21 protein-coding genes are annotated in these 20,532 nt (G+C 65.7%); 8 read left to right on the top strand and 13 right to left on the bottom strand.

Annotated features, from left to right (window positions below):
- Nucleotides 1-4: 4 nt before the first annotated feature.
- Entirely contained in the window at nt 5-1,969 is a 1,965-nt protein-coding gene (locus EN857_RS06750; RefSeq protein ID WP_245493354.1) for a BTAD domain-containing putative transcriptional regulator, read from the bottom strand.
- 225 nt (nt 1,970-2,194) lie between these two features.
- On the opposite strand from EN857_RS06750, the gene EN857_RS06745 reads away from it, so the two are divergent.
- The gene (locus EN857_RS06745) at nt 2,195-2,431 is read left to right on the top strand and encodes a hypothetical protein (protein WP_127285662.1); all 237 of its coding nucleotides are present in this window, start codon (nt 2,195-2,197) and stop codon (nt 2,429-2,431) included.
- A gap of 43 nt (nt 2,432-2,474) precedes the next feature.
- Here EN857_RS06745 and EN857_RS06740 read toward each other — a convergent pair whose 3' ends face one another.
- The 3 genes from EN857_RS06740 to EN857_RS06730 all read right to left on the bottom strand — a co-directional run bounded on the left by EN857_RS06740 (nt 2,475) and on the right by EN857_RS06730 (nt 5,073).
- Complete coding sequence (locus EN857_RS06740; RefSeq protein WP_127285663.1) at nt 2,475-2,855, bottom strand: YciI family protein; 381 nt, start codon at nt 2,853-2,855, stop codon at nt 2,475-2,477.
- Between the two features lie 95 nt (nt 2,856-2,950).
- Nucleotides 2,951-4,360, bottom strand: coding sequence for an ATP-binding protein (locus EN857_RS06735; RefSeq protein WP_127393697.1), 1,410 nt, complete (start codon nt 4,358-4,360; stop codon nt 2,951-2,953).
- On the bottom strand, nt 4,357-5,073 hold the full coding sequence (locus tag EN857_RS06730) for a response regulator transcription factor (RefSeq protein WP_127393696.1): 717 nt from the start codon (nt 5,071-5,073) through the stop codon (nt 4,357-4,359). Before EN857_RS06730 ends, EN857_RS06735 begins: the two co-directional genes overlap by 4 nt.
- A gap of 236 nt (nt 5,074-5,309) precedes the next feature.
- Here EN857_RS06730 and EN857_RS06725 point away from each other — a divergent pair, with 236 nt between their 5' ends.
- The 4 genes from EN857_RS06725 (at nt 5,310) to clpS (ending at nt 6,807) form a co-directional block, all read left to right on the top strand.
- Entirely contained in the window at nt 5,310-5,612 is a 303-nt protein-coding gene (locus tag EN857_RS06725) for a hypothetical protein (RefSeq protein WP_127285666.1), read from the top strand.
- A 40-nt stretch (nt 5,613-5,652) separates the two neighbouring features.
- The gene (locus EN857_RS06720) at nt 5,653-5,898 is read left to right on the top strand and encodes a hypothetical protein (protein WP_127285667.1); all 246 of its coding nucleotides are present in this window, start codon (nt 5,653-5,655) and stop codon (nt 5,896-5,898) included.
- 174 nt (nt 5,899-6,072) lie between these two features.
- Nucleotides 6,073-6,387, top strand: coding sequence for a hypothetical protein (locus EN857_RS06715; RefSeq protein ID WP_127393695.1), 315 nt, complete (start codon nt 6,073-6,075; stop codon nt 6,385-6,387).
- A gap of 114 nt (nt 6,388-6,501) precedes the next feature.
- Complete coding sequence (gene clpS / locus EN857_RS06710; RefSeq protein WP_127285669.1) at nt 6,502-6,807, top strand: ATP-dependent Clp protease adapter ClpS; 306 nt, start codon at nt 6,502-6,504, stop codon at nt 6,805-6,807.
- Between the two features lie 192 nt (nt 6,808-6,999).
- On the opposite strand, the gene EN857_RS06705 is transcribed toward clpS, so the two are convergent.
- From EN857_RS06705 to EN857_RS06690, 4 genes are read right to left on the bottom strand one after another with little or no spacing between them, the layout of a single operon-like run.
- Nucleotides 7,000-9,087, bottom strand: coding sequence for a hypothetical protein (locus EN857_RS06705; RefSeq protein ID WP_135858224.1), 2,088 nt, complete (start codon nt 9,085-9,087; stop codon nt 7,000-7,002).
- Nucleotides 9,088-9,090: 3 nt separating this feature from the next.
- Nucleotides 9,091-11,910 carry a DUF4159 domain-containing protein gene (locus EN857_RS06700; RefSeq protein WP_127393702.1) on the bottom strand — a complete coding sequence of 940 codons (2,820 nt, stop codon included), beginning with the start codon at nt 11,908-11,910 and terminating at the stop codon, nt 9,091-9,093.
- Nucleotides 11,907-12,884 (bottom strand): DUF58 domain-containing protein, encoded by a 978-nt coding sequence (locus EN857_RS06695; RefSeq protein WP_128346843.1) that lies wholly within the window; start codon nt 12,882-12,884, stop codon nt 11,907-11,909. The genes EN857_RS06700 and EN857_RS06695 overlap by 4 nt, the downstream gene beginning before the upstream one ends.
- Nucleotides 12,884-13,888: a MoxR family ATPase gene (locus EN857_RS06690; RefSeq protein ID WP_127282803.1), complete on the bottom strand. Its 1,005-nt coding sequence runs from the start codon at nt 13,886-13,888 to the stop codon at nt 12,884-12,886. Before EN857_RS06690 ends, EN857_RS06695 begins: the two co-directional genes overlap by 1 nt.
- Before the next feature lie 145 nt (nt 13,889-14,033).
- Between EN857_RS06690 and EN857_RS06685 the strand changes: the two genes are divergently transcribed.
- The 3 genes from EN857_RS06685 to EN857_RS06675 are packed head-to-tail and all read left to right on the top strand — an operon-like array spanning nt 14,034 to nt 16,560.
- A complete protein-coding gene (locus tag EN857_RS06685; protein ID WP_127393653.1) occupies nt 14,034-14,663 on the top strand; it encodes a DUF1285 domain-containing protein in 630 nt (209 codons plus the stop codon).
- Nucleotides 14,663-15,295 carry a CoA pyrophosphatase gene (locus tag EN857_RS06680; RefSeq protein ID WP_127393654.1) on the top strand — a complete coding sequence of 211 codons (633 nt, stop codon included), beginning with the start codon at nt 14,663-14,665 and terminating at the stop codon, nt 15,293-15,295. Before EN857_RS06685 ends, EN857_RS06680 begins: the two co-directional genes overlap by 1 nt.
- The gene (locus tag EN857_RS06675; protein WP_127393655.1) at nt 15,292-16,560 is read left to right on the top strand and encodes a CCA tRNA nucleotidyltransferase; all 1,269 of its coding nucleotides are present in this window, start codon (nt 15,292-15,294) and stop codon (nt 16,558-16,560) included. Before EN857_RS06680 ends, EN857_RS06675 begins: the two co-directional genes overlap by 4 nt.
- Nucleotides 16,561-16,670: 110 nt before the next feature.
- On the opposite strand, the gene EN857_RS06670 is transcribed toward EN857_RS06675, so the two are convergent.
- The 5 genes from EN857_RS06670 to hemF form a co-directional block, all read right to left on the bottom strand.
- A complete protein-coding gene (locus tag EN857_RS06670; RefSeq protein ID WP_245511275.1) occupies nt 16,671-17,723 on the bottom strand; it encodes a S8 family serine peptidase in 1,053 nt (350 codons plus the stop codon).
- Between the two features lie 14 nt (nt 17,724-17,737).
- The gene (locus tag EN857_RS06665) at nt 17,738-18,316 is read right to left on the bottom strand and encodes a hypothetical protein (protein ID WP_127392126.1); all 579 of its coding nucleotides are present in this window, start codon (nt 18,314-18,316) and stop codon (nt 17,738-17,740) included.
- A gap of 273 nt (nt 18,317-18,589) precedes the next feature.
- Nucleotides 18,590-18,775, bottom strand: coding sequence for a DUF1059 domain-containing protein (locus EN857_RS06660; protein ID WP_126058661.1), 186 nt, complete (start codon nt 18,773-18,775; stop codon nt 18,590-18,592).
- Nucleotides 18,776-19,011: 236 nt separating this feature from the next.
- On the bottom strand, nt 19,012-19,272 hold the full coding sequence (locus EN857_RS06655) for a DUF1344 domain-containing protein (RefSeq protein WP_127392127.1): 261 nt from the start codon (nt 19,270-19,272) through the stop codon (nt 19,012-19,014).
- 268 nt (nt 19,273-19,540) lie between these two features.
- Entirely contained in the window at nt 19,541-20,455 is a 915-nt protein-coding gene (gene hemF / locus EN857_RS06650; protein WP_127392128.1) for an oxygen-dependent coproporphyrinogen oxidase, read from the bottom strand.
- Nucleotides 20,456-20,532: the final 77 nt, after the last annotated feature.

Raw genomic sequence — 20,532 nt, 5'->3', positions numbered from 1 at the left:
GCACTCATTCGGGCAAGCCGGCCAGCCGCAGCGCTTCGACATATCTGGCGAAATAGTCCGGCTTGATCAGCCCCACCCTGTATTTGAGGTTGGAAAGCGTCAGTTCGGGATCGAGCCGCAGCGAGCGCGCGATATGCTTGCTCGCGGCATCCAACCTGCCGGCCATTGCATTGCTGGCGGCCGCGACGCGCAGGCCGGTGAGATAGTATGGCTGCGCGCGGGAAGCCGCCTCGGCAATTGGCCACGCATCATCGTGGCGGCCGGCCACGAAATGCGCGAAAGCGGTGAATGACTGCATGAAAAAGGTCAGCGGATCGAGCGGGCTTAGCCGCCTTGCCCGCGACAGGTGCTCGATGGCGATGTCCGGGTCGTCGTGGCAGGCCTTGAGGCAGCCGCTGGCGCTCCAGGCGGCGGCGCAGTTCGGATTCAGCACGAGCGCGCGGTCGGCCAGTGCCGAACCGGCCTCGTAGTCGCCCATGACATAGCCCAGCGCCAGACCACTGAAGGCCAGCGCCACCGCGTCGTCGTGGCCGGCGATGGCGACGTTGCCGACCAGCCGCGAGACCTCGGTGGTCTCCTTCTGCCGGTCTGTCATCCAGCCATTCGCCATCCGCCAGAAATAGCACCAGGCGGCAGCGCCTTGCGCGGCGGCAAAATCGGGGTCGAGCTGGATAGCCTTGTAGAACTGCGGCAGTGCCTCTTCCAGCCCCTCCCTCGTCCAGCGGTAAAGGCTCGCCATGCCGCGCAGATAGTGGTCGTAGGCGTCGAGACTCTCGGTGGGCTTGCGTTTGGCGCGCGCTATCTCGGCCTGCTCGAGCCTGGGCGAAATCGCGCCGATGACGCTGGATGCGACGAGGTCCTGCAGTTCGAACACCTCCGCGATGTCGCCTTCGAAGCGATCAGCCCAGAGAGTCACCCCCGCCGTCGCTTCGATGAGCTGGCCCGCCACGCGCAGCCGGCTGCCGGCCCTGCGGACGCTGCCCTCCAGCACGTAGCGCACACCGAGTTCCCGTGCCACGCGCGTGACGTCGACCGCCTGGCCCTTGTAGGCAAAGGCGGAATTCCGCGCGATCACGAACAGCCAGTTCACATGCGACAGCGCCGTCGTGATCTCCTCGACGACGCCGTCGGTGAAATATTCCTGCTCGGCGTCGCCGCTCATATTCTGGAACGGCAGAACAGCAATCGACGGCTTTTCCGGCACTGAAACGGCAGGGCGCGGCGGCTCCGCCTTCGCTTCCGGGCGGGACGGTTCGACCTCAGGCGGTCCGCCCTCGGCCATCGGTTCCGTCAGATGCCCCGGCGCTTCGATGCGTTCGAGCAGTGCCCGCGTCGCCTCTTCGGGCTCGACTCCGAGCTCGCGCTTCAGGGCTTCCTTGCAGGCCAGGAACTGGCGGAAGGCATCGTTGGTCTTGCCGCGGCTTCGGAAGATCCGGATCAGGGCGCGGTGGGCCTGCTCGGCGCATGGGTCGAGAGCCACCAGCCGCTCGGCCAGTCTTTCACACGCCTGTTCCTGGTGCGAACCCAATTCCGGCAAGAGGCTCAGTCGCTCGACCAGGTCCAGCGCCTTGCGAGTGTAGGTCGCCCGAAACGGCGCAAGCCATTCGTCGATCTCGTGTGGGAATGCCAGCCCGTCGAGCAGGTCGCCCCGGTAGAAGTCGGCCGCTGCCGCGAGGCTTGCACCATCATCGGCCTGGCACTTCTGGTCAAAAATCCAGATGTCGGCTTCATCGGCATTCGCCGCCAGCCAGATGGTGTCGGCATTGCCTTCGATGCGAATGGTCTCGTCGCCTGTGGACGGAAACAGCCGCCTGATGTCGACCAGGGCCTGGCGCAGGCTGTTTCGCGCCTGCTGCTCGCCGCTGCCAGCCCACAGCATCGCCGCCACCCTCTCGCGGCGAAGGCCCTTGGGGCCAGCCAAAACGAGCGCGGCAAAGAGCAACGCCGTCTTGCGCGTCGCGAAATGCAAAGGTTGCCCGCCTGCGGAGGCAACCTCGATGTCGCCAAGCAATCGGATATGCACCCCGACCCCCGAGAAACAGCCTCAGATAGAATATCACGTCCCGTCGCCGACTTAACGACGATTTAGCGCTGCTGTTCGCGGTTTTTCCCCGCGTTTTCACGCCTGCATGAACATCGGCAAAGCGCGCCGGTGGGACATTGCCCTCGTGAGTTCGAAAGAGGGAGAATTGCAATGACCTACATCAGCCTCAGCAGCTTCCGGCCGACCTCCCGTTTTGCCGGCACTCTCGCTGCCCATGTCGCGACCGCCTTCGCCGGGCTTCGGCGCTGGTATCAGGATGCCATGCAGCGCAGGGCTCTGGCCGGACTGTCGATATCTGACCTGAAGGACTTCGGCTATCCCGTCGATGAAGCTCCCGCCGATGTCGCGGCCCGCGGCCGCATCGCCGGGCGCAGTCCTCTGCGGTGATCCTTGCCGACGCGCACTGCCTGAATTGCCCTGCAGGCGCTTCTCATCCCTTGCCGGCAGCCAGCGGCGCGCCGGGCAGGTAAAGCATGATCGGCCGGATTTCGTAGACCGCGCTCGGATTGACGCGCTTGAGGTCGCGCGCCGTGGCAATCGCCTCGTCCTGGTCGGCGCAGTCGAGGACATAGAGGCCCAGCAACTGTTCCTTGGTCTCGGCAAAGGGTCCGTCGATCACCATGCCGTCGCCTGGGCCGCGCAGCGTGACGGCTTTCGCCGTCTCGCCCAGCCTCGCCGCCGGCCCAAGCTTGCCTGCGCGGGTCAGCCTGTCGTTGACCTCGAGCAGGTCGACCATCAGCGCGGCATCCTCCTCGGGCGTCCAGGACTGGACGGTTTGTTCGACGTGGTAGGCCAGGATGGCGTAGAACATGGGTGCGATTTTCCTCAAGCCGGAGCGGGCCGCACTATCCCAAGGATGGCATGGCTGATCCAGTCCCCACGGCAAGCGGCCCTCCGCCTCCTGACTCAAGCTGCCAGCGGCAGGCGCAGCTCCGTCAGCAGGCCGCCGCCAGGGTTGTTGGAGAGGCTGATTTCGCCGCCGGCGGCGCGCGCGATGTTGCGGGCAATGGTCAGGCCAAGGCCAAGGCCGCCGGTCTGGCGGTTGCGCGACTGCTCGATGCGGACGAACGAGCCGAACACCGCGTCGAGCTGGGCCTGGGGGATGCCCGGACCTTCGTCGCGGATCGCCAGCGTGACCGTGTGTTCTGACCGCTCCAGGCTGAGATGCGCCTTCTTGCCATAGGTCACGGCGTTTTGGACAAGGTTGGTGACGCAGCGTTTCAGCGCCACCGGCCGGGCGATGCAGATCAGGCCGCGCGGCCGGGTGCCGTCATGGTCGAACGAAACCTCCTCGAAACCGTCGGCGATCGATTCCACCAGCGACCAGAAATCGATGCGTTCGGCCTTTTCCTCGGTCACCTCGAACTTGGCGAAGTCGATGACGGAGCTGGCGATGCTCTCGATGTCGGCGAGGTCATGGGCGAGCGCTTCGCGCGCCGGCGATTTGCGCAGCAATTCCAGGCGCAGCCGCATCCTGGTCAGCGGCGTGCGCAGATCGTGGGCAAGGGCCGCCGCAAGGTGCTCGCGGTCCTCGACATAGGCGCGCAGCCTGACCTGCATGGCATTGACCGCCTTGGCGGCGGCGCGGATCTCGCGGCTGCCGGTCTCGGCGATCGGCGGGAACTTCAGGTCGTTGCCGATCCGGTTCACGGCGGTTTCCATCATCCGGTAGGGCGCGGTCAGCCGGCGCAACGACCAGATCGACATCACCACCACCAGCCCGGCGATCAGCGAATAAAGCGGCAGGCTGTCGAAACTCAGGATCGGCCCCACCGGGGTGATCGGCTCGGTGAAGTTCAGCCATTGGCCATCGGCAAAGCGCAGCGAGGCCGTCAGCTTGTCGCTCTGGGCGAAATCCGCCGCCAGCACCAGGAGGTCGCGCTCGACCTGGCCGACATCCTTGTTGGGAATGACGCCGCCGGGAGCATCGGCCTCCTGCGTTGCAGGATCGCGCCGCACGCGCGCGTCGGTGATGCCGAATTTCGACAGACGGCCAACGAGGATGTCCTCCAGTTCGGCAAGCTCGTCGTCGCCGGCAATCGAGGAGGAGACGGCGGGCGTATCGGAAACGGTCAGCGCATAGGTGGCGTTGAACAGGCCTGACGCCGTCGCCTTGCGCTCCTCCGGCGTCGCATCATGCATCAGCTGCACCAGCGAGAAGGCGCGGTCGTTCAGCCGGTAGAGATCGACCACGTCGTTGGCGGCGGCGCGGTCGCGCGAGACGATGTAGAGCGTCGCGACCTGGCTGATCAGCAGGCCGGCAATGACGATGAGCAGCACCCAGACGGGCAGGGTCTGCGGCAGGAAGCGTCTCATTCGGTGGTCGTCTCGGGCAAGAACTGGTAGCCGCCGCTGCGCACGGTGAGGATCAGCTTCGGCGTCTTGGGGTCGTCCTCCATCTTGCGCCGCAGCCGGCTGACCAGGATGTCGACGCTGCGGTCGAAACTGTAGCCGGTGTCGCCGCCGGACAGCTCGATCAGCTGGTCGCGGGTCAGCACACGCTGGGCGCTTTTGACGAAGGTCTGCAGGAGGTTGAATTCGGCCATGGTCAGCTCGACCCTGACATCGCCGGCCGCCGTCAGCCGGCGGCGCGAGCAGTCCATCGTCCAGCCGGCGAAATGGTAGATCTGCTTGGCGGCCGGCCGGCGCGGCTCGGCGGCGCCGTTGCGTCTCAGCACGGCGCGGATGCGGGCCAGCAGCTCGCGCGGATCGAAGGGTTTCGGCACATAGTCGTCGGCGCCCATCTCCAGCCCGACGACCCGGTCGGTGGTCTCGGTGACGGCCGTCAGCATGATGATCGGGGTGGTGTAGTTGGCGCGGAGCTCGCGGCAGAGCTCCAGCCCGCTCTTTCCCGGCAGCATCACGTCAAGCACGATGAGGTCGACCTGCGCGCGCCGCAGGATCGCCTCCATCTCGGTGCCGTCGGCGGCAACCGTGGTGCGCAGCCCGCGCTTCTGGAAGAACTCCTGAAGCAGGTCGCGTATGCCCTTGTCGTCGTCGACGATCAGTATGTGTGCGTCGGATTTCACGGGAACCCTGTCATTCTGGTGGCTGTGGTCGTTCTGATATCACCCACACGATAGAATTCCGGCCATATCTTGGCCAGTGGCGACGATGCTTCGCGAGGCTGGATTCACCAGAAACAATCCAGAAACAAAATTCTACAGTCGGGAAAAACTCCTGAAAAATTTCAAGGGCATAACTGGTGTCGTGGCGGTCAGGTCATCGGCTGCGACGCTAGTCTCCGGAGTAACGGACAAGACCAATGCAGAGGTTCACGATCAGCTTGATGGGTGCGTTGCTCAGCATTTCGCTCGTCACGGCAGCGGTCGCGGCCTCCAACGCAAAGGTGACGCCGATCACCCGGGCCGAGCGCTGCAGCGATCTCAACCGCCAGGTTGACGAAGCCCTCGAAACCCACGCCGCGGCAACGCAGGTCACCGCGGCGAAGGCACTTCAGAGAAAGGGAAACCGGTTCTGCGCCAACAAGAAGCAGGCACAGGGAATCCGGATGCTCGCGAACGCTTTGAAGCTGCTTGGAGTGACACCGATCGACCCGGTTCAGTGACGCTCAAACCCCGACCCGCACAAGAAAAGGAAATGAAGCCATGAAAAAGTCCCTCCTCTCCGCCCTCGGCCTCGGCATTGCTCTCGCTTTCTCGATGCCGGCTCTCGGCAATGCGGCCGCGACCACGACCGCTGCTCCGGCTGCTTCGACGACGACCGCTCCGGCGACCGCCGCGCCGGCCAAGGCTGCTCCGAAGAAGGTTGCCGCCAAGAAGGTCTGCAAGGTGACCAAGACGCACAAGTGCCCGGTCAAGAAGGCCAAGAAGGCTCCGGCGAAGAAGTCCTGATCCGCAAGCCTGTTCTTGCAATCGAGGCCGCTTCAGCCGCACATCGGCTGGGGCGGCCTTGGCTCGACTGGTGCCGACCTCCGAACTGAGGCGCCAACCGGGTCACGCTGAAACCGGTCCCACGGCCGGCGATCCTTAACCCGGTCGCAATGCCGATCCTGTAGGACAATCCGCATGAAGAAGCGGTTTTCGTCCCTTATGCGTTCGATGGCGCTTGGCGGCCTGGTCGTCACAGGTCTGGCCAAGATGCTGATCCTTTTGACCGCCAGTCCCGTGCCTGACCCTGCCAGCGGACGGACCGAGCCTTCGCTGTTCGCGCCCAGGATCTCAACCAACTGGGACTACATCACCCCGCTGCAGACCTGGCTGCTGATCGTGCTGATGGCCACGACCCTGATCGCCTTCGCGGCCTGGGCGCTCACGGCCTTGATGGAACGCAGGGCGGACGGGCCGCCCATCGACCGCATCGCCGGCCGCCACGGCCGTTGAACGGCAGACGATAGATCCCACATAGATTCGTGAACGGCCGCGCCGTCGGCGGAAATGGACGGTCGCGGTCGCGCATGACAAAATGTGAGCCTTCCTTGCCGTCGCCGGGTTCCGATGCCTGAAACCGTCACCAAGCCACGCACCAGGACGAAGCCGCAGACCGAGCGGCCGAAACTTTACAAGGTCATCCTGATCAACGACGACTTCACGCCGCGCGAATTCGTGGTGACCGTTCTGAAGGCCGAGTTCAGGCTGAGCGAGGACCAGGCGCAGCGGGTGATGATCACCGCGCACCGGCGCGGCGTCTGCGTCGTCGCCGTCTTCACCAAGGATATCGCAGAAACCAAGGCGACGCGGGCGACGGACGCCGGCAAGGCCAAGGGTTATCCGCTGCTGTTCACCACGGAACCGGAGGAGTAGGGTCGCGACAGCCTTTTTCTCCCCGTCACTATACGGGGAGAAATGTCCGGCAGGACAATGAGGGGCGGCGCTGGCGCTAGAAGAGTTTCCCCTGGATAATCCGTGACGATCGCCAATCACTTCAGTTGGCGCCGCCCCTCATCCGCCCTTCGGGCACCTTCTCCCCGTGAACGGGGCGAAGGGAAGGAGGCGCTACCGGCCTTCGCGGTACCACATCGAGCCCATTGCCAGAAGCAGCAGGCCGAGGCCGAGGAAGCCGCCGAACAGCGGCACGCGCGAGACGGCCTTGAGCAGGCTGTCGTCGGTTGTGCGCAGGCCGATCCAGTCGGCGCCGGATGCCACACCGGAAGAGCGGACCGGAACGATCGAAGGCAGCGTCACGCCGTCGGTGATGCCGCCGAGCGCGGAGGTGGCGGCCAGCCGGCGCACGCTGCCACCGGTCGCCTCGACCGGCGCCTTCAGCCGGTCTTCGGTCGAGATGACATCGGTGAACTCCGGCGCGTTGATCGGGCCGACATGGGCCAGCGCGGTGAGGTCGCCATTGCCGACCTGGTAGAGGCCGATCTCCTTGGTCTCGACGCTGCCGAGGAAGATGCCGGGTTCGGACTTCTCGAGCCTGACGATCAGCGCCTTGCCGGACGGCGTGATGACTTGCGCGGGACCAGGGTCGTCGCTCATCGTCTGGCGGCGGATCTCCAGCACCATGCCGCGTCCGTCGGCAGTCAGCCGCTCCTCTTCGAGCTCCGGCTCCTTCATCAGCCAGTGGGCGATGCGGCGGTAGAGCTGGACATGCGGGCCGCCGCCTTCGAAGCCGCGCGCCCACAGCCAGCCCTGATCGGACAAGAGCATGCCGACGCGGCCTTCGCCCTTGCGGTCGAGCAGGAGCAGCGGCAAATTGTCGGCGCCCTTCATCACCACTTCGCCTTCGGGGTTCTTGACACCGATGGTGCGGAACCAGCGGCTCCAGTGCGGCGGTTCGGTGTTGGAGCCGTCGAGGCCACGCGTCACCGGATGGCGCTGGCCGAGGTCGGTGAGGCGTGGGTAAAAGGCCTTGTCGACGACCTCGCCGCTCGGCATCGCCGGCAGTGCCGACATCAGCGGCGTGCGGGCGATCGAGCTCTCGCCGGCATATTCGGGACCGGCGGCGATCAGCAGCGCGCCGCCCTTTTCGACATATTCGGAGATGTAGTCGTAATAGAGGATCGGCAGCACGTCGCGGTGCTGGTAGCGGTCGAAGATGATCAGGTCGAAATCCTTGATCTTCTCGACGAACAATTCGCGCGTCGGAAAGGCGATCAGCGACAGCTCGTTGATCGGCGTGCCGTCCTGCTTTTCCGGCGGCCGCAAAATGGTGAAGTGGACGAGGTCTACCGAGGCGTCTGACTTCAAAAGGTTGCGCCAGGTGCGCTCGCCCGCATGCGGCTCGCCCGAGACGAGCAGCACGCGCAGATTCTCACGGATGCCGTCGACCAGGGCGATGGCGCGGTTGTTGGCATCGGTCAGCTCGCCCGGCTCGTGATCGATGGCGAGCTCGATGATGTTGCGGCCGGCGTTGGGAACGGTGACCTGCAGCGGCATCGTCTGGCCGATCGTGGCGCGCTCGACCGAGACCTGCTCGCCATTGATCGAGACGCGGACATCGACCTGACCGGCCTGATCGCCGGTGGCGATGACCCGGTAGGTCATATCGAGCGGCTTGCCGACGAGGCCGAAGCGCGGCGCGTTCTCGAACCGGATGCGGCGGTCCTTCTCGTGGTCGTTGCCGGTGATCAGCGCGTGCAGCGGCGCATTGAAATCGGGCGCGCCGGCAGGTGCGTCGTGCACCTCGCCGTCGGTGATCATGATTGCGCCGCCGATGCGCGACGGCGGCACGTCGCGGAAGGCGCCTTCCAGCGCGCTGAACAGCCTGGTGTCGGTGCGTTCCTCGGCGGCATCGGACTTGCCGGCCTCGATGACGCGCACGTCGAACTGCTTGAAGCGGGCAAGCCGCTGCTGCAGCCCGGCGAGCGCTTCGTCGGTCTGCCTGGTACGCTCGCCGATGTCCTGGCTCTGGCTGCGATCGACGACGACGGCGACGACGCTCTTCAACGCGTCGCGCTCCTCGTCGAGGAACACCGGGTTGAGCAGCGCGGCGCCGAGCGCCAGCAAGGCTGTGAAGCGCAGCACCGAGCCGCGCTGGCGGAACCACAGGCCGACCAGCGCCAGCAACGCCAGCGGCGCCAGCACGGCGGCAAGCCAGGGCCAGGACAGAAGCGGTTCGAAGGAGATCGACCAGTTCATCGCTTACTGCCCCAGCCGTTCGAGCAGGACAGGTACATGCACCTGATCGGATTTGTAGTTGCCGGTCAGCATGTACATCATGATGTTGACGCCGGCGCGCAGCGCATAGATCCGCTGCATCGGGTCCGCCGGCACGGTCGGCAGCAACGGGTCGCCATTCTCGTCCACCGCCCAGGCGCCGGCGAAATCATTGGCGGTGATCAGGATCGGCGAAACGCCGTCGCCGACGCGCACCGGACGGTTCTCGGCGTTGCTGGCGTCGAGCGAGGCCTCGACCCAGAGCGGGCTGCCGTTGAACCGCCCGGGAAACTCCGGAAGGATGAAGAAGGATTTGGTCAGCACGTGGTCCGAAGGCACCGGCTCCAGCGGCGGCACGTTGAGATTGCCGAGGATGTCGCGCAGCCGTTCCGTTGCCGGGCTGGTCGAGTTCGCGCCGATGCCGTTGGCGAACTGGTCGCGGGTATCGAACAGCACCGTGCCGCCCTGCTGCATATAGGCGTCGATGCGGGCGATCGAGGTTTCGCTCGGCATCGGGGCGGTGGGGTCGATCGGCCAGTAGATCAGCGGGTAGAAGGACAATTCATCCTTGGCGATGTCGACGCCGGCCGGATCACCGGGCTCCAGCGCGGTCTTCTCGATCAGGAAGCGGGTCAGGCCTTCCAGTCCGGCGCGGCTGATTGAATCGACGCCGGGCTCGCCGGTCAGCACATAGGCGATGCGGGTCTTCGAGATGTCCTCGATCGCCTGCGTGTCGCCCGGCTTCGCGTCATCGGCGCGGGCGAGGTCGGCATGGCCGACAAGCGCGCCAAGCGCGATCAGCAGGGCAGCCGCGGTGGTCGCTGCGGCGCGCCGGGGTCGGCGCGAGAGCAGGCCGCCCATCCAGAACACCGCCAGCGTGTCGAGCACCATCAGTACCAGCGCCGCCGCGACCAGCGAGCCCTTCAGATTGCGCGATTCGTCGAAGGCGTACTGGATGCTGGTCACTGGCAGCGAAAGGTTGGGCCGGGCCAGCGGCGCGAAGGTGCTCGCGGCGTCGAGCAGATTGTGGGCGAACACACCGGTCTCTGAGCCGTAGAGGCCCGGCGGGTTTTCGATCGTCACCGGCAGCGGACCGGCGCCCGGCACCAGCGGCCTTGCGTCCGGCGTCGGCGGCACCAGCGTGCCGTCGGCGGCGATCATGCGGTAGGGCGCCAGCGAGGTGGCGGCGGCTTCGGCATTGGCGACGGCGGCTCCCTGGTTGCGCGACAATTGCACGATGCGCCTCAGCATCTCGACGAAGCTGCCGGAGATCGGCAGGTTCGACCATGTCGCCTCGGGCGTGACGTGGAACAGCACCAGCGTGCCCTTTCCCTTCTTCAGCCCGGTGACCAGCGGCGTGCCGTCGGCCAGCGTCGCCCAGGTGCGCTCGACGATGTCGGGCGTCGGCTCGGCCAGCACCTGCCGGGTGACGGTGACCTCGGCCGGCGGGGCAAGATCGGCGAAGGGCCCGGTCTTCGGGAATTCGGTGACCGGCTGCGGCGTCGTCCAGGACAGCGCGCCGCCCAGCGCGCGCTCGCCGCTGCGCAGCCTGACCGGCAGGAGGTCGTCGTCATTGCCGGCGGCGGCCAGCCGCGAGCCGGCAAAGCGGACCAGCGTGCCGCCCTTGTCGACCCAGTCGGCGAGCTTTGGCCGCACCTGCTCGGGGATGGTGCCGACATCGGCCATGACAATCATCGCCGGCTTCTGATCGAGCAATTGCGGGATGGCGTCGGCAAGGTCGACGCTCGACGGCTCGACCAGATCGGCGAAGGGCTGCAGCGCGCGGCGGATATAGTAGAGCGGCGACAAGAGCGGCTGCGCCTGGTCGGCCTCGGACTGCGACAACAGCCCGACGCGGCGGCGTTTGGAGCTCTCGTCGAGCACGCGCACGGCGCCGGCCTGATGCTCACCGTCGAGCGCGATCGAGGCAAAGTCGTTGCGCAGTTCGAACGGCACCGCCATCGTGCCGGTGGCCGTGGTTTCGCCGGGCGAGAAGGTCAGCGTCGCATCGGCGATGCGGCGGCCCTTGTCGTCGAAGGCGCCGGCGATGACCTGGGCGGGCGCCGGATCGCCGGGCGGACGGATCGCGGTCAATGCAAAGCCATCGACCTGGTTGTCGGCAGCGGTCAGGCCGGCCAGCGTTATCCGGTCGGACGTGGCCCAGACCAGCCGCGCCGCATTCTTCGACAGGAGCGTGTCGAAGGCGGCTTCGTCGCCTTGCGCGGCGAGCCCGTCGGCGAGCACGGCGACGCTTGCGCCGGGATGGCTCTCCAGGCTTGCCGCGACGCGGGCATAGACGGCGGGGCGGTCGGTCGGGATCGGCCGCGGCTTGGCGGCGCGCAGCCTGTCGAGCGCCGTCGCGGCATCGAAGGGGCCGATCTCGGCGTTGGGCTTTTCGGCGGTGAAGGCGATGATGACGGGCACGCCGTTCGAGCCGGCGTCGGCGATCAGCCTTTCGGCCGTGGCGACGCGCTTGCCCCAGTCGGCGGCACTTGCCCAGTCATTGTCGATGACCAATGCCAGGGCCGAGCCTTCGGCCGGCAGTTTTTCACGCGGATTGAAGACCGGTTCGGCAAGTGCGACGACGATCAGGGCGGCCATCAGCAACCTCAGCAGCGTCAGCCACCATGGGCTTTGCTGCGGCGTCTCCTCGCGCTTCAGGACGCGGGCCAGGATCTTCAGCGGCGGAAACACTTCCATCTGTGGCTTCGGCGGGGTGAGCCGCAACAGCCACCAGATCACCGGCAGCGCCAGCAGGCCCCACAGCACCATGGGCGCACCGAAGGAAAGCGGCAGCCAGCTCATGCGCCGATCTTTCCGGCAGGACCGGCGGTCAACCCGGTATGACCTGTGGTCAACCCGGTATGACCTATGGTCAACCCTGAATGACTGCCTTCGGCGGTCAAAGCCATGTGGATGCGCACCAGCGCTTCGGAGGCGAGGCGGTCGGTATGGTTGACGGTGAAGCTCCAGCCCAGCCGCTTGCACCAGCCGGCCAGTTCCTGGCGGCGGGCGCCGTAGAGCAGGCGGTATTCGTCGCCGAGCATCTCGGCGCGGCCGGCGGTCAGCTTGTCGCCGGTTTCGGGATCGGTGAACTCGGTGCGGCCGGCATAGGGAAAGGTTTCCTCGGCCGGGTCGGCGACCTCGATCAGATGGGCGCGCACGCCGTGGCGGGCGAGCACGTCGAGCCAGGCCATGGTCTCTTCGACCGGGTCGAGGAAGTCGCTGACGAGGACGACGTCGGAAAAGCGGCGGATGCCGGAAAGATCGGGCTTTGCCGGCAGCGCGCCGGCATGGCCGAGCTGGGCCGCGATGCGCTCGGCGCCGTTGCGGGCCGTGAACGGGTCGGTGAGGCCCGGCCAGGCGATGCGCTCGCCGCTGCGCGACAGCAGCTCGGCCATGGCCAGCGCCAGGACGAGCGCGCGCGATTCCTTGGAAACGCCGGCGCCGGCCGATTTGTAGAGCATCGAAGGAGAGGGGTCGGCCCACAGCCACACCGTATGAGCGGCCTCCCATTCGCGGTCGCGCACATAGGTGTGATCGTCGCGGGCCGAGCGGCGCCAGTCGATGCGCGAGGAATCGCCTTCGACATAGGGCCGGAACTGCCAGAAATTCTCGCCTATGCCGCGCTTGCGGCGGCCATGCCAGCCGGCGATCACGGTGTTGACGATGCGGCGCGCCTCGACCAGCAGGTCCGGCACCAGCGAGGCCCGCAACCGGCCACGGGCGAGCGCGTCACGCGTCGCAACCGGTGCCTGGACCTCGCCTATTCGTGCCATCAGATGCCTTTTGCCAGTTTCGCCACCACGTCGCGCACCGAGGTGCCTTCGGCGCGGGCGGCGAAAGTCAGCGCCATGCGATGCTGCAGCACCGGCTCGGCCAGGGCACGGATGTCGTCAACCGACGGCGCCAGCCTCCCATCATACAGCGCCCGCGCTCGCGCGCACAGTGTCAGCGCCTGGCTGGCGCGCGGCCCGGGACCCCAGGCGACGAGCTTGTCGGTTTCGGCGTGCCCCTGGCCGGGGCGGGCCGAACGCACCAGCTTGAGGATCGCGTCGACCACGCTTTCCGGCACCGGCATGCGGCGGATCAGCGTCTGGATCTCCTTCAGCCGGGCCGGCTGCAGCACATTCTGCGCCTTGGCGTCCTCGACGCCGGTGGTCTCCAGCAGGATGCGCCGTTCGGCTTCGATTTCCGGATAGAGGATGTCGACCTGCATCAGGAAGCGGTCGAGCTGCGCCTCCGGGAGCGGATAGGTGCCTTCCTGCTCCAGCGGGTTCTGCGTCGCCAGCACATGGAAGGGCGAGGGCAGGTCGTGGCGCGCCCCGGCGATGGTGACGTGGTATTCCTGCATCGCCTGCAGCAGCGCCGACTGGGTGCGCGGCGAGGCGCGGTTGATCTCGTCGGCCATCAGCAATTGCGCGAAGATCGGCCCGGAGATGAAGCGGAAGGAGCGCTTGCCGAACTCGTCCTGCTCCATCACCTCGGAGCCCAGAATATCGGACGGCATCAGGTCGGGGGTGAACTGGATGCGGCGGGAATCGAGACCGAGCACGACGCCCAGCGTCTCGACCAGCTTGGTCTTGGCGAGGCCCGGCACGCCGACCAGCAGCGCATGGCCACCGGCAAGCAGCGCCACCAGCGTGCGCTCGACGACGGCATCCTGGCCGAAGATGACACGGCCGACGCCGTCGCGGACTTTCGAGATGTCCGCCAGTGCCTTTTCGGCCTCGGCAATCATGTCCTTTTCGCTGATCGGGCTTTCCTTGATCATCACGCTCATGCCGTTTCGATCCTTGTGCTGGAAATACCGGCTTGCACTGTCTGTGCCGCAGAATGCCGCGATTCGGCCTCGCCTGGCGCCTGCATTTGAACTTAAATCACAGACTTAGGCTGACAAGCGGAACAACAGTGACTATTTCGTGACCATGACGGAGCTCACAGAACATCGTGAACAGAGCCTCACCAGCGCCACCGAGGCGCGCGGGCTGGAGGCGCTGATCTCGCGCGCGACCCGCGCCGGCAAGGGGCCGGCGCCGGTGGAGCGCTGGAATCCGGACTTCTGCGGCGACCTCGACATGGAGATCAGGGCCGACGGCACCTGGTTCTATCTGGGCACGCCGATCGGGCGCATGCCGCTGGTGCAGCTTTTCTCCACCGTGCTGCGCAAGGACGCGGACGGTAAGACCTATCTGGTGACCCCGGTGGAGAGGGTGGGGATACGCGTCGTCGACGCCCCCTTTGTCGCGGTCGAGATGGATGTGTCCGGCGCCGGCGACGACCAGGTCATCACCTTCCGCACCAATGTCGGCGATGTCGTCGAGGCCGGGCCGGGCCACGCCCTGCGCTTCGTCGACGAGGAGGCGACCGGCGGGCTGAAACCCTATGTGCTGGTGCGCGGCCGGTTGGAGGCGCTGGTGGCGCGGCCGGTGATGTACGAGCTGGTCGAGCATGGCGAGGAGATCGACATCGACGGCAGGACGATGTTTGCCGTGCGCTCCAGGGGCGAGGTCTATCCGATCATGCCCGCCGAGAAGCTGAAACGGCTGAGCGCGTGATGGACCAGGTGACGCCGGCGCCGTTCTCGACCGTGGATTTTCGCCAGCGCGTCGCCGCCCAGGCAGACGCCCATGCCGGCGACGACTATGGCGATCATCGCTTCAATCCCGGCCATCCCAGGCTGAAGCACGTAAAGCCGCTGCGCGACGCCGCCGTGCTGATCCCGGTGGTCGACCATGGCGCTGATGCGACGATGCTTTTGACAAAGCGCGCCGAGAAGCTGCGCAGCCATTCCGGCCAGGTGGCCTTTCCGGGCGGCACGATCGACCCGACCGATCCCAGCCCGGAAGCGGCGGCGTTGCGCGAAACTTTTGAGGAAATCGGCCTCGAGCGCGATCATGTCGAGATCATCGGCCGCATGCCCGACTATGTTTCCGGCAGCGGCTACCGCATCGCGCCGGTGTTGGCGGTGGTTCGGCCAGGCTTCTCCTTGACGCTCAACGCCGACGAGGTCGACGCCGCCTTCGAGGTGCCGCTGCGGTTCCTGATGGACCCGGCCAACCACGCCAGGGACAGCCGCATGTGGGACGACCTCGAATGGTTCTTCTATGACATGCCCTATGGCGGCCAGCGCATCTGGGGCGTCACCGCCGGCATCATCCGCACCCTCTACGAAAGGCTCTATGCTTGAGTGCTCCCGTATCGCTCGCCGGCAGGGCGGACTGGCTGAACGAGAAGCACCTGCAGCGTCTGCTGGCAGCGCTTTCGGACGGCGATGAGCAGGCGCGCGTCGCGGGCGGCGCCGTCCGCAACACGCTGCTCGGCCAGCCGGTCGCCGATATCGACGTCGCAACCACGACGCTGCCGCAGGAAACCCTCCGCCGCGCCGAGGCGGCCGGCTTCAAGACGGTGCCGACCGGTATCGAGCATGGCACCGTCACGGCGATCGCCGGCGGCAAGACCTATGAGGTCACCACGCTGCGCGCCGATATCGAGACCGATGGGCGGCGGGCAAAGGTGTCGTTCGGGCGCGACTGGAAGCTCGACGCCGAGCGGCGCGATTTCACCATCAACGCGCTCTATGCCGAAGCTGACGGAAACGTCGTCGACCTGGTCGGCGGCATCGCCGACATCGCGGCGCGCCGGCTGCGCTTCATCGGCGATGCGGAAGCGCGCATCCGCGAGGATTACCTGCGCATCCTGCGGTTTTTCCGTTTCTTCGCCTGGTATGGCGACGGACGACCCGACGCCGAAGGGTTGAAGGCCTGCGCGCGGCTGAAGGACGGGCTCGGCCAGCTCTCGGCGGAGCGCATCTGGTCCGAACTGAAGAAGCTCCTGTCGGCGCCGGATCCGTCACGCGCGCTTTTGTGGATGCGTCAGGCCGGCGTGCTTACCAGCGTTCTGCCGGAAAGCGAGAAATGGGGCATCGACGCCATCCATGGGCTGATCCGGACCGAGAAGGACCTGGGCTGGGCGGCCGATCCGCTGCTGAGGCTGGAAGCCATGGTGCCGCCCGATGCCGCGCGGATGAAGACGCTTGCCGAGAGGCTGAAATTTTCCGCCGCCGAGGCGGGGCGGCTGAGGCACTGGGCGCTGGCGGCGGCGATCGAGCCGAGGACGAGCGAAGGCGAACTGGCCAAGAAACTCTATCTCGGCGATCGAAACGGCATCGCCGACCGGCTGCGGCTTTCGCTGGCTTCCGCGCGGGCACGGGCCGCCGAGGACAATCAGGCGCTGATCGATGCTGGCGGCTTCTCGCGCCTGCTTGCCTTCGCGTTGAAATGGGAGAAGCCGGTATTCCCGATCAAGGGCGCCGATCTCGCCGAGCTTGGCGCGGCGCCCGGCCCCAGGCTCGGCGCGATCCTGAAAAGTCTCGAGAAGGAATGGATCGCGTCCGGTTTCACCCTTGACCGCGGCGCGCTCATCGAGCGCGCCGTAAAAGCGCTTGAAGCTTAGAGCAATTCCAGGAAAAGTGTGTAACGGTTTTCCGTCCGGAATTGCGTAAAAACAAATAGTTAGAGCGGTTCGGCGATTCCATGAAACGCTGAACCGCTCTAGATCGCAACTTACCTGATCGAAGCGGGAGCCAGTGCGCGTGAAAGGCTGGCTTCGCCCTTGCCGTAGACGGAGGCGTTGTAGTTGAGCAGCGTGTCGGTACGAGCCGTGTTCAGCAACTGGTTGGTGATCTGTGTCGGCGTTGCCGTGGTGAATTTGCTGCCAACGATCGCCGCGTAGCCGGAAATGATCGGCGCCGCGAAGGAGGTGCCGTAAAGGCCGGTCTTGCTGCCGGTGACACCCACGACAAGGAAATGGCTCTGCACGAGCGGGTTGGAGCCGGCGTAGTTGGAGTAGGAGGCAAGCTGGGCCTTGCTGGTCGTCGTGCCGTTGGTGGAGAGCGCGCCGACGAAGATCGCCGAGGCTTTGCCGACCAGCGCGAGGTTGAGGTAATCCTGCTGGCCGTTCTTGATGCCGCCGACGGCGACCGCATCGTTGCCGGCGGCCTTCGAGACGACGGCCGACCCCTTGGTGGCATAAGAGATGATCGAGGCTTCCTCCGGCGCCCAGCCGATCTGGCTGGTGCTGTAACCCGCCCTGGCGTACATGCCGTAGCTCAGATTGAGCACGTTCAGGCCCGCCGCCAGCGCAACCGACGAGCCCGTCGAGAAGTCCTTCGACCGGATGGCTGCCAGGGGCGCAACCATGCTGGCTTCCTGGCGGGTCCATTCGCCGTGCCGCTGGTTTTGCGTGCCGAGGCCGAAATTGCCGGAGAAGCGCGACGTGCTGCTGAAATCGTCGACGATGGTGATGGTGACGCCACTGCCCTTGTAGCCGGCTGCCCATGCGGCGCCGACCTCGGGGCTCATCCAGCTCTGCACCGTCGCTTGCGTCGTCGGCGTGGCCGGGATCGTGGCGCTCACGCAAATCGACCCTGCGCCGTGGCAGAGCGCGGCGGTCTGGTCGGCGTCGAGAGCTTCCTGCGCCGACGCGATCGGCGCCGAGAAGATGGCAAGCGCGGCGGCGAGACCGAATTTCCAGTGGTTGGCTGACATGCTCTTACTCCAGTCGAACAGGAACCAGGACGGACGAATGTGAACTTCGAGGCGGGTCAACCTGCTCATGTCAGCCTCCAAGGTCAGAAAGTAACACGGTAATTCAGCCAGAGACGCATGGTCTCCGGTTTAGCGTTAACCAGATATTTCAGGGTTTGCTCAGGTGCCATCTCGGTGGCCGCGAGCCGGCAGTTGACGCTGTAGGTGCCCAGGTCCCCATAGTCGGCCACGCACGGCTTTTCGGTGAGGTTGCCGCCGATCGTCGAGGTCAGCGAGAAGGACAGGGTGCTGCTCGCACTCGGGTGCATCTGAGTGAGGAAGCCGAGCTTGAAGCTGGGCTCGATGCTGTACTTCTCGGCGCTTTCTCCGGTGCCGAAACCCCACAGGATGCCGGTGTCTTCAGTCAGCTGGGTGAGAAAGTCGACGTGGAGGTCGACCCAGGTGGCGTGATACCACCGGTTGAACGATACCCACGATCCGCTCTGCAACTCATAGCCGCCGTCGCCGAGGCCTCTGGCCCGGTCACTGAGCTGTGAGCCCTGGTGCATGTCGACAAGCGACGTCGTCATCTCCTGCCCGGCCGCCGGAGGCGCGCCAAGGAAGGCGGACAGCAGCAGCGCTGTCCAACGGAAACTGCCTCGATTGCCGGACCTTTCGCGCATGCGCGAAAACACCTCGCCCCACCGTTTCCGGATCAGCGCCTGGTGGCGACGGGCTTCTCTGGCTGCCCCTGTTTCCGGATTATCTCCCCGATGGTGGCACGCCTACCGTTACCGCCTGGTTATCCAAGCAGGTGCGAATATAAGTATTTGATTGAAAATATTTGCGCTCTCGGCAGCCGTGGCCGACAGGCGGAGCGGGATGCTGGCGGGTTCGGCACCCCGCTGCCGCTGAATGATTGCGCAAGTTCCGTGATCCGATCCGGCCGGAAGCCGTTACGCCGCGTCACGCACCTTCTGGATACGCGAGCGGATCGCCTCGATCATCGTCTCGCGAATGGTTGTTTCGCCATGCGTCTCACGCATATGCTCGACGGCACGGCGCATCACCTCGGCCTCTTCTTCGGCGCGTGTATGCCACTCACAGCCGGGCACGAGCGATCCGCAGTGGAATTCCTTCATCGGATTTTCCTTTCCTCCTTGGAGCGCCGACGGACGTCCGCACTCTCGATGCGTGCACGATCCTTTATCGAAAACCGAGAAGCTTCCGGGTCGCGCACTGGCGAGCAACCATAACACGGTTCGATGGCTTTGGTTGCCGCCAGAGCCGAAAAAGGCGGAGCATCGCTGCTCCGCCTTCTTACGCTATCTCGGAGCAAGACCGGACATAACCCTGTCTTGCTCCTGCGAGCAGGCCGTCACTTCATGATCTTGACTGCCTCGGCAATCTTGTTCTTGCCGCTCATGTCCCAGGAAACGCGGACCTTCTCGCCAGCCTGCAGGCCAGGATCCTTGAAGGCCTTGGACAGCGTAAAGGTGGATCCATCATCCAGAACGAGGCTCATGGCCGTTCCATCGAAGCTCTTCACTGTGCCCGTGGTGTGCTTGACCGCCGCGAACGCGGCGCCACCAGAGGCGAGAAGAGCAGCGGTTGCTGCCGTCACAATAAGCTTGCGCATGGCATGTTCTCCTGGAAAATGCGGGCACCCCGGAGCGAGATGAAATCTCGCTCCGGGGAAGGCACCTCACTCAATCTGGGCCGTCCGGTCACGTCGGGTCGCGGCTCACGGGAGAGAAGAGCCGCCGGCGTTTCCCGGCCCGGAAACGACAAATAGCCCTGATTTTTCAAATGCCTATTAGACGAAAAAGATAATCCGGTCGCCACATTGCGCGCCCAGATTCGGCGAATGGGACGCCATTGCGGCTCACGTCCCGCTCACCGATATTTTACGGCCATCTTACCTCAGGCGGCAGGCTGGAGAGGATCGAGACGACATTGCCCCCGGTCTTCAGCCCGAAGATGGTGCCGCGATCGTGAAGCAAGTTGAATTCGGCGTAGCGGCCGCGCCGGACGAGCTGTTCGTCACGGTCGCCGTCGGTCCAGTTGTCGTTGAAATTGGACCGGACCAGGTGCCCGTAGACGACGAGAAAAGAGCGGCCGACATCCTGGACGAAGTTGAAATCGGCGTCCCAGCCGCCCGCGTCCTCGCCAGAATGCAGCCAGTCGAAGAAGATGCCGCCGATGCCGCGTGGCTCGCTGCGGTGCGGCAGGTAGAAATACTCGTCGCACCAGTCCTTGAATTTGGCGTAGTCGGCGACGCCGGCGTTCTTCTCGCAGGCAAACCGCATGGCGCGGTGGAAGGAGAGCGTATCGGGATCGTCCTGGACGCGGCGTCGGTCGAGCACCGGCGTCAGGTCGGCGCCGCCGCCGAACCACTGGCGCGAGGTGACGACCATGCGCGTGTTCATGTGCACGGTTGGCACGTTGGGGTTCCACGGATGCGCGATCAGCGAGATGCCGCTTGCCCAGAAGCGCGGATCCTCCTCGGCGCCCGGCATCTGCTTCCTGAATTCGGGCGAGAACTCGCCATAGACGGTCGAGGTGTGGACGCCGACCTTCTCGAAGACACGGCCGTGCATCATCGACATGGTGCCGCCGCCGCCCTTGCCTTCGTCTCGCTGCCAGGGCGTCTTCTCGAAGCGGCCGGGCGACCACGAGGCCAGAGGCCCCTCCAGATCCTGCTCGATCTGCTCGAAGGCGGCGCAGATGCGCTCGCGCAATGCTTCGAACCACAGGCGCGCCTTCACCTTCTTCTCTTCGATGTCGGCCGGCAGGCCCACCGGTATTTCAGGTCGTTCCAAAATCAGGTCTCCAGTCGCGGACGATAAAGGACTCGTCTTTTCCGGGCGCGATCCCTAATCTCTTAGGGGCAAGGGTC

Origin of the sequence: Mesorhizobium sp. M4B.F.Ca.ET.214.01.1.1 (genome assembly GCF_004791545.1) — a bacterium.
Classification (GTDB): domain Bacteria; phylum Pseudomonadota; class Alphaproteobacteria; order Rhizobiales; family Rhizobiaceae; genus Mesorhizobium; species Mesorhizobium abyssinicae.
Note: the sequence above shows the minus strand (reverse complement) of the source record. Positions and strands in the feature narration are given on the sequence as shown.